The 15,136-nt window shown below is 62.3% G+C and carries 12 protein-coding genes and 1 tRNA gene; 7 read left to right on the top strand and 6 right to left on the bottom strand.

Features of this window, described 5'->3' with window-relative positions:
- Positions 1-171 precede the first annotated feature (171 nt).
- Both GYH35_RS28790 and GYH35_RS28785 read left to right on the top strand, forming a co-directional pair.
- The gene (locus tag GYH35_RS28790; RefSeq protein ID WP_161830234.1) at positions 172-4,545 is read left to right on the top strand and encodes a S8 family serine peptidase; all 4,374 of its coding nucleotides are present in this window, start codon (positions 172-174) and stop codon (positions 4,543-4,545) included.
- A gap of 17 nt (positions 4,546-4,562) precedes the next feature.
- Positions 4,563-4,655 (top strand) — tRNA-Ser (locus GYH35_RS28785).
- Between the two features lie 3 nt (positions 4,656-4,658).
- On the opposite strand, the gene GYH35_RS34705 is transcribed toward GYH35_RS28785, so the two are convergent.
- The 4 genes from GYH35_RS34705 to GYH35_RS28765 form a co-directional block, all read right to left on the bottom strand.
- Positions 4,659-5,327, bottom strand: a complete 669-nt coding sequence (locus tag GYH35_RS34705) for a PEP-CTERM sorting domain-containing protein (protein WP_202624820.1) — start codon at positions 5,325-5,327, stop codon at positions 4,659-4,661.
- Between the two features lie 80 nt (positions 5,328-5,407).
- Positions 5,408-5,749 carry a FecR/PupR family sigma factor regulator gene (locus GYH35_RS28775; RefSeq protein WP_161816604.1) on the bottom strand — a complete coding sequence of 114 codons (342 nt, stop codon included), beginning with the start codon at positions 5,747-5,749 and terminating at the stop codon, positions 5,408-5,410.
- 197 nt (positions 5,750-5,946) lie between these two features.
- Positions 5,947-7,038 (bottom strand): FecR family protein, encoded by a 1,092-nt coding sequence (locus GYH35_RS28770; protein ID WP_161830233.1) that lies wholly within the window; start codon positions 7,036-7,038, stop codon positions 5,947-5,949.
- A 2-nt stretch (positions 7,039-7,040) separates the two neighbouring features.
- Positions 7,041-7,565: an RNA polymerase sigma factor gene (locus GYH35_RS28765; RefSeq protein ID WP_161811423.1), complete on the bottom strand. Its 525-nt coding sequence runs from the start codon at positions 7,563-7,565 to the stop codon at positions 7,041-7,043.
- A gap of 229 nt (positions 7,566-7,794) precedes the next feature.
- Here GYH35_RS28765 and GYH35_RS28760 point away from each other — a divergent pair, with 229 nt between their 5' ends.
- From GYH35_RS28760 to GYH35_RS28745, 4 genes are read left to right on the top strand one after another with little or no spacing between them, the layout of a single operon-like run.
- Entirely contained in the window at positions 7,795-8,805 is a 1,011-nt protein-coding gene (locus GYH35_RS28760) for a thiamine pyrophosphate-dependent dehydrogenase E1 component subunit alpha (RefSeq protein ID WP_161830232.1), read from the top strand.
- Between the two features lie 13 nt (positions 8,806-8,818).
- On the top strand, positions 8,819-9,814 hold the full coding sequence (locus tag GYH35_RS28755; protein WP_202624818.1) for an alpha-ketoacid dehydrogenase subunit beta: 996 nt from the start codon (positions 8,819-8,821) through the stop codon (positions 9,812-9,814).
- A 36-nt stretch (positions 9,815-9,850) separates the two neighbouring features.
- Positions 9,851-10,096, top strand: coding sequence for a biotin/lipoyl-containing protein (locus GYH35_RS28750; protein WP_161811425.1), 246 nt, complete (start codon positions 9,851-9,853; stop codon positions 10,094-10,096).
- A complete protein-coding gene (locus tag GYH35_RS28745; RefSeq protein WP_161830231.1) occupies positions 10,080-10,568 on the top strand; it encodes a VOC family protein in 489 nt (162 codons plus the stop codon). The genes GYH35_RS28750 and GYH35_RS28745 overlap by 17 nt, the downstream gene beginning before the upstream one ends.
- A gap of 6 nt (positions 10,569-10,574) precedes the next feature.
- Here the strand turns inward: GYH35_RS28745 and GYH35_RS28740 are convergent, their stop codons facing one another.
- Positions 10,575-11,429, bottom strand: coding sequence for an SDR family NAD(P)-dependent oxidoreductase (locus GYH35_RS28740; RefSeq protein ID WP_161830230.1), 855 nt, complete (start codon positions 11,427-11,429; stop codon positions 10,575-10,577).
- A 1-nt stretch (position 11,430) separates the two neighbouring features.
- Positions 11,431-12,216, bottom strand: coding sequence for a glucose 1-dehydrogenase (locus GYH35_RS28735; protein WP_161830229.1), 786 nt, complete (start codon positions 12,214-12,216; stop codon positions 11,431-11,433).
- A 378-nt stretch (positions 12,217-12,594) separates the two neighbouring features.
- Between GYH35_RS28735 and GYH35_RS28730 the strand changes: the two genes are divergently transcribed.
- Positions 12,595-15,129 (top strand): TonB-dependent receptor domain-containing protein, encoded by a 2,535-nt coding sequence (locus tag GYH35_RS28730; RefSeq protein WP_161830228.1) that lies wholly within the window; start codon positions 12,595-12,597, stop codon positions 15,127-15,129.
- Positions 15,130-15,136: the final 7 nt, after the last annotated feature.

Genomic DNA, 15,136 nt, shown 5'->3' with positions numbered 1-15,136 from the left:
AGGAGCGCGGGTCGCGACGAGGGCTGCGGTTCGCACGGCGGGATATTCGCAGCCCCGCCGCCAAGCGGATTCCCTCGACCCGCCAGGTTATGCAAGCAGGAGGTTGAATTGCCTACGCCTGCTGGCATGCTTGCAGTGCGGCCATCAGGGAACAAAAAGGAACGGACCGTCATGCCTTGGTTAAGGTTTGCTCAGCCACTGTGCGCGCTCGCGGTGGTAGGGATGATGGCTGGGTGTTCGCCGGGCGGCTCTGAATCGTCATCGGGCGCCGGCGCCCAGGCAAGGTCGAGCGGCGCTCGAGGCCAGGTGCCCGTGCTGAACGCCGCCGCCGCAGACAACCCATTCGTCGTCCGCGGGCAAGACGGCAATCTCACGCTCGAAGTCGACGCGCCATCGGCGCAAGCCCATGAACCGGCGGTGGCCGCGGGCGAGTTGCTGGTCAAGTTCAAATCGAGTGCGGCCTACAGCAGCGCGCGCGCCAAGTTCGGTGCCGCCGTCCAATCGCAGCGATCATTCAAGTCGCTGCCCGGCCTGCAGCGGGTGAAAGTGGCGCCTGGCGTTTCCGCCGCCGCGACCATCGCTGCCCTGCGCGAAGATCCGGACGTTGAATTCGTCGAGCCCAACTACATCGTGCGTGCGCAGCGCTCGCCGAACGACCCAAGCTTCACGGCGCAGTGGCCGCTGCACAATATCGGGCAAAGCGGTGGCGTCGCCGATGCGGACATCGATGCGACCGAAGCGTGGGACATCACCACCAGCGACAGCAGCGTGGTGATCGCCGTGCTCGATTCGGGCGTCGACTACACGCACCAGGATCTGGCGGCGAACATCTTCAGCAACACCGCGGACTGCAATACGAATGGCATCGACGACGATGCCAACGGTTACGTCGATGACTGCCATGGCATCGACACCGTGAACGGCGATTCCAATCCCATGGACGACAATGGCCACGGCACGCATGTGGCCGGGCTGATCGCCGCCGTCGGCGACAACAACATCGGAGTCACCGGCGTCGCGTGGCATGCGCGAGTGCTTCCCTGCAAGTTCCTCGACGCCAATGGTTCGGGCAGCGTGGGCGACGCCATTGCCTGTCTGGACTACATCGCGTCGTTTCACGATCGCGGCGTGAACATCGTCGCGACCAACAATTCCTGGGGCGAGGGCATCTACTCGCGCGCGCTGTATGACGCGATCGCCCGTCAGCAGCAACGTGGCATCCTGTTCGTGGCCGCCGCGGGCAATTCGACCAGCACCGCTCCGCAGAGCATCGACGACTCCCATCTATTCGAAGCGGGCTCGATGTTTCCTTGCGCGTACCCTTTGCCGAACGTGATCTGCGTCGGCGCGAGCGACGATCGGGACATCATGGCGAGGGTGTCGTATGTCGGCGATCACACCATTCACATCGTAGCTCCCGGCGAGGATGTGCTGAGCACGTTGCCCGGCAATCTGTATGGCGTGCAGACCGGTACATCGATGGCGACGCCGCATGTTTCCGGAGTGATTGCGCTGGTGAAGTCCGCGATGCCGGCGCTCGATTGGCGCGGCGTGAAGAATCGCGTGCTGGCCGGCGGAGACTATTCCGATCATCAGGCTGGCTGGGCGGACTTCGGTTGGCCCGTCGCGAGCCGGCGGCGGGTGAATGCATATGGCGCGTTGACGTGTAACTCGTCGGTCGCGACCAGGCGTCTGCTGCCGCGCGCGCCGGTGATCATCGACCGTTATTGGCTCGGCGTGCCGTTGACCCTCGCGGTGCTCAACATCGATTGCGAAAACCCACGCGGCGCCGTGTCGGTGACCGTCAATCCGGGCAATGTTTCCATCGCGCTGGCGGATGACGGCGTCGGTGCGGATCTCGCGGCTGGCGACGGCATCTATTCGAGTGCCTGGACGCCCACCGCAGCCGGCGACTACATCTTGAGCTTTCCCGGCCAGATCTTCCGGCAAGGGAGCATCGTCGCCGATACGTTGGCGGTCACGGTCGATGCGCATTTGAAGCCGGGGTTTCCGGTCAAGACGCTGCACCAGGCGGGCACGTACAACGCCAACCTGACCACGCTGGTCGCCAATCTGGATGCGAGCCCCGATCTGGAAATCGTCACCACCAGCGTGGCGCACGGACCCACCTACGCCTGGAAAGCCACCGGTGAGCCCCTGAGCGGCTGGCCGCTGGCCCGCGCGGGCCGACCCTTCGTCATGAGCACCTTGTCGGCTGGCAACCTGGCGGCGGGCGCCGACCAGTTCGAAGTGGCCGGCGGGTTCACCGATGACGGCACCTCGTCCGTCTACGATCCGATCCTGCCGCATCTCGTCGAGGCTTACTTCGGCTCCGGACAGTTGATGCCGGGCTGGCCGCGCATGTCCGGCAACTTCATGACCAGCGCGCCGACGTTGGTGGACGTCGACGGAGACGGCCTGGACGAGCTCTTCCACGGCGAACAGGATTATGAGCTGAGCGCTTATCGCAGCGATGGCTCGCTGGTGCCGGGCTTCCCCCTGCGCCCGGACCCGGTCGGAGAAATAGGCCCGCAAGGGGTGATGTCGCCGCTCGCAGCCGATCTCGACTTCGATGGCCGCCCTGAACTGGTGCTGATGCGCAGCTCCAGCACCTGGCATGCGCTGATCGCCCTGCGCAGCGACGGCAGTATCGCCCCCGGGTTTCCAGTGTCGACGCCGCAGCCGTGCCAGCCGATCGGCTTGGGTGACGTCGACGCCGACGGCGTCATCGAACTGGCCTGCGCCACTGGCGACGTAACGAGTTCCGGCGGCGCGCGGAGCGTGATCCAAATCTACTCGCCACGTGGCGAATTGGAACGCACCATCGAAGTCGCGCAGGGCGCTTACGGCCTTCGTGGTGGCGCGCTCGCGGATCTGACTCAGGACGGCATCCCGGAAATAGTGTTGTCCTATTCGTACTTCGACTCGTACTGGGGGCGCTCTTATTACTACGTGGGCGCGTATGCGGGCGATGGCGCCACCTTGCCAGGATGGCCCGTCGAGTTGACGGGGGCTTCGGGTAACAGCACCGCCATCTCCGCACCCGTGGTGGGCGATGTCGATGGTGACGGCCTTCCGGAGATCGTCGCGACTGCCAAGGGCACGCTTCATGTGCTGAATCGTGGCGGCACGCCGGCCGCGGGCACGCCAAAGACGTTGGCGCAGGGCTTCGTGTACTACAACCAGCAGACCATCACGCCGGCGATCGCGGACCTCGACGCCGACGGTCGCAACGACATCGTGGTGACCGCCAATCTATGGGACGGTCGCAACGGTTACTTGCCGAAGGTCGCGGCGTACGACCTGGGCGGGGCTGCAAGCTCGGGACCTGTCGAGTGGGGCCAGGAGCTGGAAGGTCCGCAACATCGCGGCTATTACCAGTCGGGCAAGAATCTTCCGGGTCATTCTTTCGTGGCGGTCGCGATCGACGGCGAGGGGCGGGTGAGCTCCAATTCATCCGGCATCGATTGCGGCGACGACTGTCTTGGTCTGTTCGCGAATGGCAGCCACGTGCAGCTGACCGCTACGTCCACGGTCGACGCGGGATTCCAGGGCTGGATCGGTGCCTGCGAAGGGCAGGGCAACCCGTGCACGCTGACTGTCGCCGGGTACACCGCTACGCGTGCAGTGTTCGGTGGCTATGGTTTGGCGTTGAGCGTGACGGGCCCTGGCTCGGTCACTTCGAACGTCGCGGGAATCTCGTGTCCGGCCGATTGCAGTGAAGCTTTCGATGAGAACGATGTGGTGACACTGACCGCTCAACCCGGTCCCAACGCCGTGTTCAGCGGATGGTCGGGGGCGTGCAGCGGCGCCGCGCTGGTTTGCTCTGTCACCATGAGCAGCGCTCGATCGGTGTCCGCGTTGTTTGTTCTGAAGCCGTTGTTGCAGATCCAGATCCCGGGCGGCGGCGGCACGGTGTCCTCGACGCCGGCCGGCATCGACTGCGGCGCCACCTGTTCGCAGTATTTCGAGCCGAATGCCGTCGTGCAGTTGCAAGCCACGCCGGACGGCGATCGCACCGTCAGTTGGAGCGGCGCATGCAGTGGCACGGCCACGACCTGCACCGTCATCATGAGCGAAGCGAGGAACGTCGCTGTGACTTTCCCAACTCAGCCGCCCGTCACGCTCACAATCACCAAGGCGGGCGCGGGCCAGGGCACGGTCTCATCGAGTCCCGCTGGAATCAGCTGCGGCCCCACGTGTAGCGCGAGCTTCGATCCGGGCAGCCTGGTGACGTTATCCGCAGCCGCAGATGCGCAGTCGGTCTTCGAGGGCTGGTCTGGCGCCTGTACCGGGCTCGGCAATTCATGCAGTGTGACCATGGATCGCGCCCAAAGCGTGACCGCAGCGTTTCGCCTCGCCACACCCAGCGGCGGCGACAGCGGTGGCGCAGGCGGAGGCACTCAGGGCGGTGGCAAGAGCGGCGGCGGCGGCTCGGTCGACTGGATTCTGCTAGTTCTGCTGGCGGGACTGCTGGGATGTCGGCGGGCGCCGACCGGCCGGCCGGCCCACTTGCCTCTTCCTAGGCGGAGAAGACTCAATTAGAATGCGCGGCCCCGCACGGAGAGGTACCGAAGCGGTCACAACGGCACCGATTCGAAATCGGTTGAGGGCATTACGTCCCTACGAGGGTTCGAATCCCTCCCTCTCCGCCACCTTCAAAACGCCCTCGCCAGAGGGCTTTTGTGTTTTCGTCGCCGCGACAGCGCCAATCCAGCGAGCCCCACGCCGAAGAGCGCGAGCGTCGCGGGCTCGGGAATCGGCATGAAGGTGTAAGTCGCTCGGACCGGCGTGAAGTAACTGCGCCCGTCATCCAGGATCGCTTCGTTGAAGAAAAATTCGGCGATCCCCTGCCCGGTGAGACTTGGGAATATCACGTCACAAGGCGTGTTGTACCTGAAATTTGCGCACAGTCCCCCCTGGAAGTCGAAGGACGATTGATAAACCGTTTGACCTTGGGTCAGCAGCACGCCCGGGGAAATGATCGTCCAATTCGTGGCGTACGGGTTCTCGACGCCGAGGTGGGTATTCCAGAAGACTGCCTGGTCTCCGATGGCGCCGTAGAAGAACTCGATGGCGCCGACGGTCAGGCGATGACTGCCGTCGAACAGGCTGCCTTCGTAGCCCGGCAAGAACCGCGGGCCTTCATCGTGATGCCCATTGACCGCCAGGGCGCCAATCAAAAAGGAGAAATCTCCGCCGCCGGTGTTCGGCGTTGTGACAACGACCTCACCCGTGGTGATAAGAGTCGCGTTCGCTATCGGGATGAATCCGACGAGCGTGGCGAGGACGCCAATCACGGTCGCTGCAAGTATGTTCTTGCGCACTTCTCGATCTCCCTTGAGCCATGCACTGCCGGAGTGTACACGGGATCCGCAAGTGAAAAGAGCGGCGCGGCCTCAGGCCATCAATCTACCGCCGGCGCCGGTCGAGGCGACGCTGCCAGGATCTGCAATGCTTCCAGCAACGCGTTCCTCAGCACGTGGGGCGGTTCTTCTTCTTCACTCCCGGCCTCAGTCGACAGTTCGTCCGACAACATCAGCTTGCTCGGAGAGATCCGGCCGTTCTTGAGTAACTTGGTGAGTTCGACATGACATGCCTGGGCAGCGAGCATCTCTTGAACGTGCAACGGGGATTCAGTCAGCCATTGCCAGAATTCCGCGAGCTGCTGAGGTGTCGCGGTCTCGAGACGCACCAACCAATCCGCCGCGCGTTCGGCGGCTTGCAACGTTTCCATGTCCATGCCCATAGCGGTCCTCCTGTGAGCTGTTGACCAGTCACTCGCGCCACGGATCGTCCTCGATACCGCAGCTACATAAACGCTATGACGGCACTAACAAGAACAGTCAAGACTCGCTCGCGCAATTTTGCCGCCAGATTGTATTCAGCAGGCACAGTACGACGCACTCATTGCGAATGCGTTAAACAATGCATGCGGGGTTATATCTAACCGGTGGGCGCGGACTGCACGATCGTGGGACGCCGCCGGATGACGACTTCTTCGTCTTTGCGCTCGAGGAGCACCGAGCTGTCGGATTCCAGATACAGCAATAGCGCTTCCGGATAGTCCGCGTCGAAGACGCCGCTGATTCGTTGCATGCGCAGATCTTCATCGACGATGCGGATGCGCGGCGTGCGGTTGTAACGCCGGAATTCTTCGGCGATCTCTTCGAGCGTGCTGTCGGTGAATACCAGGCGGCGTTGCTGCCATGCGCTCACGTCGGAGGGATTGACTCGCTGCGGCGGCGTGATTTCGCCGCTGCCTTCGACACTCACGGCCTGCCCGGCGACCACGCTGGCGGAGCCGCTCTTTGCGGTGTGGTTCGCGTCGGACCTGACCTGCACGATGCCTTCGATCACGGCGACGTTGATGCGCTCGGAATGACGTCGCACATCGAACTTCGTGCCGATCGCTTTGACCGTCGTGTCCTTGCTGATTTTTTCCTCGGGACCGGCGCTGCCGACCATGTGCACGCGGAACGGCCGCGCCGGATCCTTCGCGACCGTGAACATCGCCTGGCCTCGATCCAAATAAACATCCCGGGAAGAATTCGAGAAGGCGACGCGCACCGTCGATTCCGCGTTGATGGCGATCGCCGAGCCGTCGGGCAATTCGATCGCGCGTTGTTCGCCGGTCGAGGTGCTGTACTCGTCGGGACGAAACAAGTTGCGCTCCACTATCGGCGCGAGCGCGACCACTGCCAGCGCCGCGGCCAGGCCCATCCCGATCCAGCGGCGCAGTCGCTTCGGCCGTGCAGGCTGCTCACGAGAGCGAAACTCATCGCCGATCGAGTGCACGTTCGTTGCGGCCGACAGGAATTGATTGACGTCGACGCGCTTGTCGCGCAACAGCTCACGGACGACGACATCGGTCGCCGTCGCGGCCAGCACCTCGCCGCCATTCTGCGGCGAACGGATGAGCCATTTACGGAACGCGGCTTTGTCGCTGGCGTTGGCGGTGTCGAGCCGGTGCAGCCATTCGACGGCGTGCTCCGCCGCGAGTGTTTCTTCGTCACGATTGTCCGGGCGACGGTCCATGTTCAGCTCCCCTCGTTCCATAAGAGAATGCGCATGCGTGCCTTGGCTCGCGTCAGGTACTTGTCGACGCTCTTCGGGCTCAGGCCAAGCTGTTTTGCGATTTCGTCACAGGACATCCCTTCCTGATAGTGCAATACCAAGGCAGCGGCCTGCAGGGGCGGCAGCTGTTTCAACGCGTCTTCGAGCTGCCGTTCGAGGCTGGTGCGCTCGGCGATGTCGTCCGGCAGGGACTGCGACGGATCGTCGGCCCAGTTCTCGACGGCGTCGCTGTCGGGGGTGACGCGATCGTGGCGGCGTCGTTCCGCCAGGGTGAAGTCGGAGACGACATTGGCGGCGATGCTATAGAGATAAGCGAGCGGTTCCCGGATGCCATCCATGCGGTCCATGCGCAACAGGCGCATGTAGACCTCCTGCTTCAAGTCATCGAGGTCCTGAGGCCGCCGCAGCCGGCGCAGCAGATACCTGTGCAGTTCGCGGCGGTAGTGGACCCCCAGCGTCCATGCGCGTTGCGGAAGTGTCGCCTTCATTGGACCTTGTGATTTTCGGGAACAGCAGATCCTGTATGGATGACCGGTTTTTGCGGCAAAGTCCGGACACCCCCAAGCCGATGACAGGGCATTCCCTGCACCGTCCGGTTCATGAAGACATAACTCCCTGATCCCGAACCGACCCGGGTGTCCGGAAAGTTCGCGCCACTGCTGTCAATGCATAGCAGGCAGAGCTGGCGATCACAAGCACCAGGCGAGGGAACAATAAATGTCTTTGACGAAGGGGCGCGACAGCGAGACCTACCGGCGCATGTTGCGGATTCGCAAGTTCGAGGAAGAGGGGACGCGGCTCTACAAGGCCGGCAAGATCCCGGGCGCCTTTCACGCCAGCATCGGTCAGGAAGGCACCATCGTCGGCGCCTGCATCGCGCTGTGTGACAGCGATGCGATGACGGGCACGCATCGTTCCCATGGCCACCCGATCGGCAAAGGCGCCGAGCTGAAGGCGCTGATGGCGGAGTTGATGGGCAAGGCCACCGGCATCTGCAAAGGCCGCGGCGGCTCCATGCACCTCGCGGACAACAGCGTTGGAATCATCGGCGAGTCGGCCATCGTCGGCGGCGGCATTCCGCTCGCCACCGGATGCGGCCTGAGCGCCAAGGTGCGCCAGACGGATCAAGTGTGCCTTTGTTTCTTCGGCGACGGCGCGGTCAATCAGGGGACCTTTCACGAGTCGCTGAACATGGCTTCGCTGTGGAAGCTCCCCGTGATCTACCTGTGCGAGAACAACGGCTACGCCATCACCACCTCGATTGCCCGCAGCCATGGACAGCCCAACATCGCAAAGCGCGCGGAGGCGTATGGCATGCCCGGGATCGCGGTCGACGGTCAGGACGTGCGCGAAGTTTATAAGGCGACTTCCGAAGCGGTGGCTCGTGCGCGGCGCGGCGATGGACCGACGTTGATCGAGGCCAAGACCTATCGATTCGACGAGCATCAAGTCGGGTTGTTCATCCCGGGCACACCCTATCGTCATGCCGAGGAAGTCGAGACGAACAAGAAGCTGCGTGATCCGCTGCTGCTGTTCAGGCGGGCTTTGCTCGATACGAGCTTCAGCGAGGCCGAGTTGCATGAGATCGAGTCGAGCGTGGTCGCGGAAGTGCGGGACGCAATTCAGTTCGCCGAAGCGAGCCCGTTCCCGCCGGCCTCCGCTCTGTACGACTACATGTACAGCAATCCCATTCTCTATCCGCCGCAAGGCGCCACTTCGGCCGTCTGAGGATCACCCGCGTATGTCCCTAGCGATCAACAAGCCGCGTCCAGACACGATGGTGCAAATGACCTTCCTCGATGCGCTGGTGCAGGCTCAGATAGAAGAGCTGGAGCGCGACGAGCGAGTCATCGTGATGGGCGAGGACATCGCCGTGTACGGCGGCGGCAAGCTCGTGTCCCGCTTCGACGAGCGACGGATCTGGAGCATGCCGATCTCGGAGACCAGTTTCACCGGCGTCGGCATCGGCGCCGCGATGACCGGGCTGCGACCGATCGTGGACCTGAGCATTGCCAGTTTCATGTACCTGGCGTCCGATCCCATCATCAATCAGGCGTCCAAGCTGCGATACATGACCGGCGGCCAGGTCAAAGTGCCGGTCGTGTTTCGTTGTTGTATGTATTACGGCTCCTCGCTCGCCGCCCAGCACTCGGATCGTCCATATCCGCAGTTCCTGAATGTGCCGGGCCTGAAGATCATCAGCCCGACCAGTCCGGCCGATATCAAAGGCCTGTTGAAATCCGCGGTCCGCGACGATGACCCGGTGCTGATCTTCGAAGACACCAAGCTGTGGCCCGTGAAAGGCGAGGTGCCGACCGATCCGGATCATCTGGTGCCGATCGGCAAGGCCGAGATCAAGCGAGCCGGCAGTGACGTGACCGTCGTGGCGATCGGCGGCGCGATGCGACTCGCGATGGACGCCGCCAAGGATCTGGCGGAAGAGGGCATATCGATCGAGCTGATCGATCCCAGGACGCTCAAGCCGCTCGACATGGACACGATCATGGCGTCGGTGGCGAAGACCGGCCGTCTGGTGCTGGTCGAAAACGCGCATCGGGTCGCCAATCTCAGCTCGGAGATTGCAGCGCTCATCGCCGAGGAAGGATTCGAGAGTTTGAAAAAGCCGATCCGCCGCCTGTGTGCGCCGGACGTGCATGTCCCGTTCAGTCCCGCATTGGAACAACACGTGTTTCCCGGCAAGGCGCAGATCGTCGCCGCCGTGAAAGGGTTGATGTGATCGTCTGTTGAGCAAGGAGCGGCGGAAGTTGCCAGCATGAGTACCAAATTGATTCTTCCCAAGTGGGGCATGGGCATCGAGGAAGGCACGGTGAGTCGCTGGCTGAAGGCCATCGGCGACCGTGTCGAGCAGGGCGAGCCCATCGTAGAAATAGAAACCGCCAAGGCGATTCAGGAAGTGGAATCGCCCGCCAGCGGTGTGCTCACCCGAATCCTGTTGGCCGAGGGCGAGACGGCGCCGGTGAATTCGGAAATCGCGGAAATAGATGACAGTCAGCGATGACTGCGGTCTCGCCATGGTGAAGGGCACCAGTCACGTAGGCATCTCGGTTTCGGATCTCGACGCGACGCTCGGGTTCTATCGCGATGCCTTCGAGATGCAGACGGTCGCGGAGATTGCCTTCGACGAGACCACCGAGAACGGCCGCTACGAGCAGATTCTGGGCATCAAGGGCGCAAGGGGGCGTGCTGTGTTGCTCCGGGTCGGGAGCATGCAGGTCGAGCTGTTCGAGTTCTCGCATCCGGCGCCGAAGCGCGCCGATCCGAGCCGTCCGGTCTCAGATCATGGCATCAGTCATTTCTGTATCGAGGTCTCGGACATAGAGATGCATTGCGCGCGCTTGCAGGCCGCCGGGGCAACGTTTCATTGCTCGCCGCTGGTGTTCTTCGGGCGCTCCAAAGCGACCTACCTGCGCGACCCCGAGGGAAATGTCATCGAGCTGTACGAGAAGATTGCGGCTGTCGAAGCTGACTAGGGCTGATCAAGGATCGTCGGCATCCTGTGCCGTATCGAAGATCTCTTCCTCGGGCGTCACTCGCGGGGCAAGGGTTCGTTCCAGCGGGCTGAGCCAGGTGTTGACGGTATGTCCGCCGTCGACGAGCAAGTCGTGACCGGTCACGAAATTCGATGCCTGCGATGCCAGGAAGATCACCGGCCCGAACATATCTTCCGGTCGCTGAATGTGCCCCATCGGCGTGACGGCGCGCATGCGACTACGGACCTCCTCCGATAAGTGCATCATTCGACGGGTCATGACCCAGCTGGGGCTGATGCAGTTCACATTGATATTGAAGCGCCCCCATTCGGCGGCCAGCGTCTTCGTCAGATGGATCACTCCTGCCTTCGCTGCGTTGTACGCGCAGTTTCCTCCAGCAACGGAGCCGTACATCGATGCGATGTTGATGATTTTGCCTTGCGTCGGCTCTTGATTGATCATCTGCTCCGCCTCGGCCTGCGCGCACAGGAAAACCCCGGTCAGATTGATTCCGATGACTCGATTCCACTCTTCCTGCGCGAGGTTTTCGCTGCCGCCGACAGGGATGCCGAATCCGGCGTTGTTGATTGCGATATCCAGGCGCCCGAACCGGGCGACAACGGCAGCGACAGCCGCCCGTACCTGAGCCTTATTCGAAACATCGCAGTGGACGAAGAACGAATCCACGCCTCGGGATCGTAGTTTCTCCACGGTCTTCACAGCCGAGGACTCCTCGATATCCAGAACGGCGACGTTCGCTCCGGCCATGGCTAGCGCAGTAGCGCATGCGCGGCCGAGTCCCATCGAGGCGCCGGTGACCAGCGCACTTTTTCCTCGAAGCTCGAACAGCGAGAGATCCATATCAGAGAGCCGCCGAGCAGCCACCATCGACCGTCATCGCGAGCCCCGTGATGTGCCGGGCTTCATCGGAGGTTAGAAACAGCACCGCAGCGGCAATGTCATCGAGGGTCTGGAACTCGCGCTGAGGGATCAGCGAGGTGAATTCTTTTGTGACATCCTCCGTGGACGTGCCTCGCGCTGCAGCCGTGTCGGCAATGATTCGCTCGACCATGGGTGTCAGCACGAGCGCGGGGTGCACCGAGTTACAGCGGATCTTCGAGCCGTTTCTCGCGCAATGTAGTGCAACCGATTTGGTCAGGTGCCAAACGGCCGCTTTGCTGGCGCCGTAGGCGATGTAGTCCGGCGTGCCGCACAGGCCGGCCGTGGAGGACATGTTGATGATTGCGCCGCCGCCGGCGCGACGAAGTGCAGGGAGGGTTGCACGGCATCCCAGGAATACGCCTTCGACGTTGACTCGGTGAACTGCCTGCCAATCCGATAAACGGGTGTTCTCGGGATTGGCGCGCTCGGGAGGAGGGCCTTCCACGCCGGCGTTGTTTATCAGGAAGTCGACGCGTCCGAACCGATCTTCAACGGCCCGCACGACGGTGTCCCAGCGATTCTCGTCCGTAACATCGTGCTCGATGAAGCAGCCGCCCAATTCACTGGCCAGCTGTTCTCCGGCTGCGACTTGGATGTCGGTGATTACAGTCCTGGCGCCTTCGGCGGCAAGACGTCTCACGATGGCGGACCCGAGCCCCATGGCTCCTCCCGTGACGATCGCGACTCTCTCCTGAAGCTGGTTCATGTCTCGCTACTGGAAATAGGCATTCAGGGCGCCTGCGAGTAATGACGGCCGCCCACGGGAAAGTGCAGACAACTTGAAGAGGACGCGTTTCTAGTTGGCGTTGGCGGCCTCGGAGCAGGCGGCGCGAGATGTAACGTAATGCGAGAAAGCCTGCTCGTAACGAAAGTAAGACCGGCTCATTCGCTGAATCCATCCCCGGGAATTCAGGTTGCGGCGCTCTCCCTCGAGCCGCCGGCGGCACGGGTTGAAACAACGGATATATTTGTCCTGATTTTCGCGTCCACATTAGTCAGTACGGACAGGTAGTGCGAGAGGGTGGATGGGCTTGGCTCATTCATGCACGCCGTCACTGGGCGAAGAATCAGTAGGGGACGCAACATGAGAACGATACGTCCAATGGTGATTGGGGCCAGCCTGGCTCTGGCCGTCGTCACCGCAGATGCGCAAGTCAGTTCGCAACAACCCGTCGCGCTGGCGATCAAGAGCCAGATCCTGCGAGATGCGTTGAACGACTGGGCTCGACAGACCGGATTTCAGCTGATCATCCCGAGCTCCGAAGCCGCGAACCGGCTCATTGCTCCCACGGTTACCGGCAACCTGACGCCCAGCGCGGCGCTTGCCAGGCTGCTCGAAGGCACCTCGCTCACCTATGAGCTGTTGAACGAGCGCATCGTCGTGATTCGCGACAACTCGAAGATGCAAAAGATCTCGACGGAGTATTCGGAAGCCAAGCCAGAGCCGACCCGGATTGCGCAGGCGACGACTCCGAGAAGGGCAGCGGCGTCGGCCGATCGGCAACGCGATGTGGAAGAAGTGGTCGTCACCGCGCAGAAGCGTTCGGAACGCCTGCAGGACGTGCCGATTTCGATTGCCGTGCTCGACGGCGACGTTGTCGAGAAGGCCTCGGTAACGCGCGTCAACGACATGAGCAAGCTGGTGCCCAACATGGCGTTCGAGTCCGCTTACGGCTCGTCGATGGACAATCGGCTGACCATTCGCGGCATCACCGGCAACGTACGTAATGCAGGCTTCGAATCGGGAGTGAGCGTCTACGTAGACGGTGTGTACGCCGGCCGCCCCTCGGCGCAAAACCTGAACCTGATGGACATCGAGCGAGTGGAGGTGCTGCGCGGACCTCAGGGCACGCTGTTCGGCAAGAACACCATCGCCGGCGTGATCAACGTCGTTACCAAGAAACCGGGCGACGAGGTGGAAGGCAAGGTCGTCGCCAACATCGGCAATTACAACAAGGTGAGCCTCAGCGGCAACCTGAGTGGGCCGCTGATCGACCAGAAGCTGTACATGGGCGGCTCCGTGTACAGCAACAATCGCGACGGCTACGTCGAGAACTTCTACGGCGGCGACGATCTGGGCGACGAAAACAATTACGGCGGCAATCTGAAACTGAGATATCTGGCGAGCGACTCCGTGGAGGTCAACTTCCGCGCCGACTATCTCAAGGACGACAACCTGTTCCTCTATCCCGAGCCGTTCGACGGCACCAGCACGATGGGCGACGGCATCGTCTATTCGCCCGGCATCCGCACCGTCAACATCGACGGTATTCCGAACGAACAGCGCGAAGTCTACGGCATGGCTCTGACGGTCGACTACGACATGGAGGCGCTCACGTTCACCAGCATCAGCGCTTACAACAGCAGCGAGTTCACCCACTCCGAGGACAATGACGACTCGCCGCTGGATTCGCTGCTGGTCGATGGCTGGCACGAGTTGTCGAAGTTCGCGAGCCAGGAATTCCGCCTGGCTTCGCCCACCACCGGCAAGTTCGATTATCTGGTCGGTGCGTACTTCTTCTGGCAAAGCGTCGTCAGCGATGTTCCTTTCCGGACCGGCCCGGCGTATCCCTTCGGTGGCGCCGGTCTCGCCGTGGTCTACTCGGATATCGAGTCGACGGGTGGCGCGCTGTTTGCGCATACCAACTATCACGTCACCGACCAGCTGACACTCACCGCGGGTCTGCGCTACACGCTCGATCGCAAGAAAGTGAATGACTATCACGCCACGGCGTTCGGTCCCTTCGACGGTCTGTTCGACTTCTCGAGTTTCCGTGACAAGCGCGAGGACTCCGACGTATCGCCGATGGTCAGTCTGAGCTATGCCTTCAGCGAGGACGCCACGGGCTACATCAAAGCGGCGCGCGGCTTCAAGAGCGGCGGCTGGAACACCGACTACGTCGTGGGCGGGCCGGATGGAACACCGCCGCCGGCGAGCGCCCTGGATTTCGACCCGGAGTATGCGACCACCTACGAAATCGGCTTCAAGAGCTCGCTGCTCGATCGCCGCGTGACGATGAACATCGCGGCGTTCTACACCGACTACGAGGATCTGCAGGTTCAGTCGCGAGTCTTCGACACCACGACCAATCTGTATCTGTACGAATTCAACAACGCGGCGACCTCGACGATTCAGGGCATCGAAGTCGAAGGCCTGGTGCAGTTCACCGACAGCTTCTCGTTGCGGGGCGGTGTCGGCTACACCGATGCGGTGTACGAGTCGTTCAAAGGCGCGTCCGAAGTGAACGGCGTGGCGATCGACTATGACGACAACCGGCTGCCGCATGCGCCGAAATGGAATTCGTCGCTGATGCTGACCTACGAGCGGCCGATCGGCGAGGACATGACGCTGACCGCATCCATCGATCATTCCTTCAAGGACTCGTTCTTCACGGACGCGGCCAACGATCCCGACCTGGAGGTGGACAGCCGCAGCACCATCGGCGCGAGGGTCGGCCTCGCGACCTCGAACAGCTGGGAAGTCTTCCTGTGGGGCGACAATCTGACGGACAAGGATTATTTCGTCACCAAACAGAAAGGCACGGGCAACGTGCTGCGCGTGACCTGGGGCATGCCCAGAACGTACGGCGTGCAGTTCGGCTACAGCTTCGGCAAGTAACGCAGCG

Source organism: Steroidobacter agaridevorans, from assembly GCF_009932555.1.
Lineage (GTDB): Bacteria > Pseudomonadota > Gammaproteobacteria > Steroidobacterales > Steroidobacteraceae > Steroidobacter > Steroidobacter agaridevorans.
The sequence above is the reverse complement of the archived record's forward strand: the minus strand, read 5'-3'. Positions and strand labels throughout refer to the sequence as shown.

Coding starts and splice junctions, on each gene's coding strand:
- GYH35_RS28765 (WP_161811423.1), bottom strand. CDS start 7,565: ATGAAGGCGACACTTCCGCAACGCGCATGGACGCTGGGGGTCCACTAC.
- GYH35_RS28790 (WP_161830234.1), top strand. CDS start 172: ATGCCTTGGTTAAGGTTTGCTCAGCCACTGTGCGCGCTCGCGGTGGTA.
- GYH35_RS28755 (WP_202624818.1), top strand. CDS start 8,819: ATGTCCCTAGCGATCAACAAGCCGCGTCCAGACACGATGGTGCAAATG.
- GYH35_RS28740 (WP_161830230.1), bottom strand. CDS start 11,429: ATGGATCTCTCGCTGTTCGAGCTTCGAGGAAAAAGTGCGCTGGTCACC.
- GYH35_RS28730 (WP_161830228.1), top strand. CDS start 12,595: ATGAGAACGATACGTCCAATGGTGATTGGGGCCAGCCTGGCTCTGGCC.
- GYH35_RS28745 (WP_161830231.1), top strand. CDS start 10,080: ATGACAGTCAGCGATGACTGCGGTCTCGCCATGGTGAAGGGCACCAGT.
- GYH35_RS28775 (WP_161816604.1), bottom strand. CDS start 5,749: ATGGGCATGGACATGGAAACGTTGCAAGCCGCCGAACGCGCGGCGGAT.
- GYH35_RS28770 (WP_161830233.1), bottom strand. CDS start 7,038: ATGGACCGTCGCCCGGACAATCGTGACGAAGAAACACTCGCGGCGGAG.
- GYH35_RS28735 (WP_161830229.1), bottom strand. CDS start 12,216: ATGAACCAGCTTCAGGAGAGAGTCGCGATCGTCACGGGAGGAGCCATG.
- GYH35_RS28750 (WP_161811425.1), top strand. CDS start 9,851: ATGAGTACCAAATTGATTCTTCCCAAGTGGGGCATGGGCATCGAGGAA.
- GYH35_RS28760 (WP_161830232.1), top strand. CDS start 7,795: ATGTCTTTGACGAAGGGGCGCGACAGCGAGACCTACCGGCGCATGTTG.